The organism is Specibacter sp. NPDC078692 (genome assembly GCF_040686835.1).
Taxonomy (GTDB): Bacteria; Actinomycetota; Actinomycetes; order Actinomycetales; family Micrococcaceae; genus Specibacter.
On the sequence record NZ_JBFBLV010000068.1, the window covers coordinates 1 to 1,531 of the forward strand.

The 1,531-nt window shown below is 59.6% G+C and carries 2 protein-coding genes; both read right to left on the reverse strand.

What is annotated here, in order from left to right; translation table 11 throughout:
- Positions 1-9: 9 nt before the first annotated feature.
- Complete coding sequence (locus AB0O97_RS20210) at positions 10-1,083, reverse strand: IS3 family transposase (protein ID WP_363885059.1); 1,074 nt, start codon at positions 1,081-1,083, stop codon at positions 10-12.
- Positions 1,032-1,502 carry a hypothetical protein gene (locus tag AB0O97_RS20215; RefSeq protein WP_363885056.1) on the reverse strand — a complete coding sequence of 157 codons (471 nt, stop codon included), beginning with the start codon at positions 1,500-1,502 and terminating at the stop codon, positions 1,032-1,034. The genes AB0O97_RS20210 and AB0O97_RS20215 overlap by 52 nt, the downstream gene beginning before the upstream one ends.
- Positions 1,503-1,531 lie beyond the last annotated feature (29 nt).

Consider the following 1,531-nt stretch of genomic DNA (forward strand, 5'->3'; position numbering starts at 1 on the left):
CGGTATTTGTCAACCTGCTTGAGAGAGGTTGGTGGTTTGGGTGTGGTGTTTGGGGTCGTTGATGGCGACGTAGTCGTCGATTTGGGGTGTTAGTGGTTGGCGGGCGTAGCGGACAGGGTTTGCTGCGTAGCTGGCGTCTAGGGCGGCTTGCCGACGTGCGTTGACTTCATCGACGTGGCCGTGGTGAACGGTGGCCGGGGTGTGGCCGGCGATGCCTTCGTGCTGATGTTCGTTGTTGTAGCGGACCACGAACGTGGCGACGTACTCCCGGGCGGAATCTAGGCTCGGGAATCCCTGGGGATAGGTGGTCTCGTATTTGAAGGTTTTGAACAAGCTTTCTGAGAATGGGTTGTCGTTACTGACCTTCGGGCGTGAGAGAGAACGAGCGATGCCGTGCCCGGCCAAGGTGGCGGCCATGATCTTACTTTTCATCGAGGCACCGTTGTCACTGTGGAGGTATTTCGGGGCGTGGGGTGCCTCGTTCACGGCCTGGGTGAGCATCTCCGCGGCAGTGGCTGAAACCTCCGTGTGCTCCACTCTCCAGCCCACGATGTAGCGGGAGTAGATGTCCATGATCAGGTAGAGATCGAAGTACTGACGCAGCCGTGTTCCCTTGAGTTTTGAGATGTCCCAGCACCAAACCTGATTGGGACAGGAAGCCATCAACTGGGGGATCTTCTTGGGTGGGTGGGTCGCCTGCCGGCGGCGGTCGCCACTGAGTTGAGCTGCCGCCGCGACCCGGTGCCAGGAGCGCTTGGAAGCAACATGGAGCCCTTGGTCCAGGTACTTGTAGTAGACCTTGGCCACGGAGAGCAGCATGTTCTCCGGTGCGCTCAGCCAGCCGGTGATCATCGCGATCTCTTCTGGGTTCAGTGTCGCTGGCTGTACCCGCTCCTTCTGCGGGATCACGGCCTTGACCGGTGCCGGGGCAGCCTGCTCACGGTAATAGGTCGCTGAGGACAGCCCCAGCAGGGCCAAGGCTTTCACCGCTGAGTGGCCGCCCAGGGCCTGCAGCTGCGCGACGAACGGGGTCAGGACTCTTCGTCGCTCTTGGGCCTGAGCCAGGTTGGCCAGCCTTCTGATTCCTCCTGCGGTTCCACCGCTTTGACCGTCGGTTCCGGGCCCGGCAGGTTCGAGGCGCTCTTGGCTAGGGAATCCAACAGCGCCGATGCTTTTTTTAAGATGTCCACCGTCGCCGCGGACTGCTCCAACTTCAGCTTCAATGCAGCATTCTCACGCTCGAGCTTCATGTAGTCACGCCAATCCTGACCCGACAACCTTGAGTCTGGTCCGCGCACCGCAGCACCCTCAGCCGGAGTCGTCAAAAGCCCCGCATCCCGATCTTGGGACCACTTCTTCACGGCCATCCTCGTCACTTGAACCTTCCTGTAAAAAGCTGCTTTCGAACCCCAATCCAAACACTTATCGAACTCGAGCAACAAAGCCCACCGCTCCGATGGCAAGAAATGGGACTGCCGTGATGGCCGCTGCGGAATATCCATGAACAATTAACTCCTCCTGCCCAACCAAC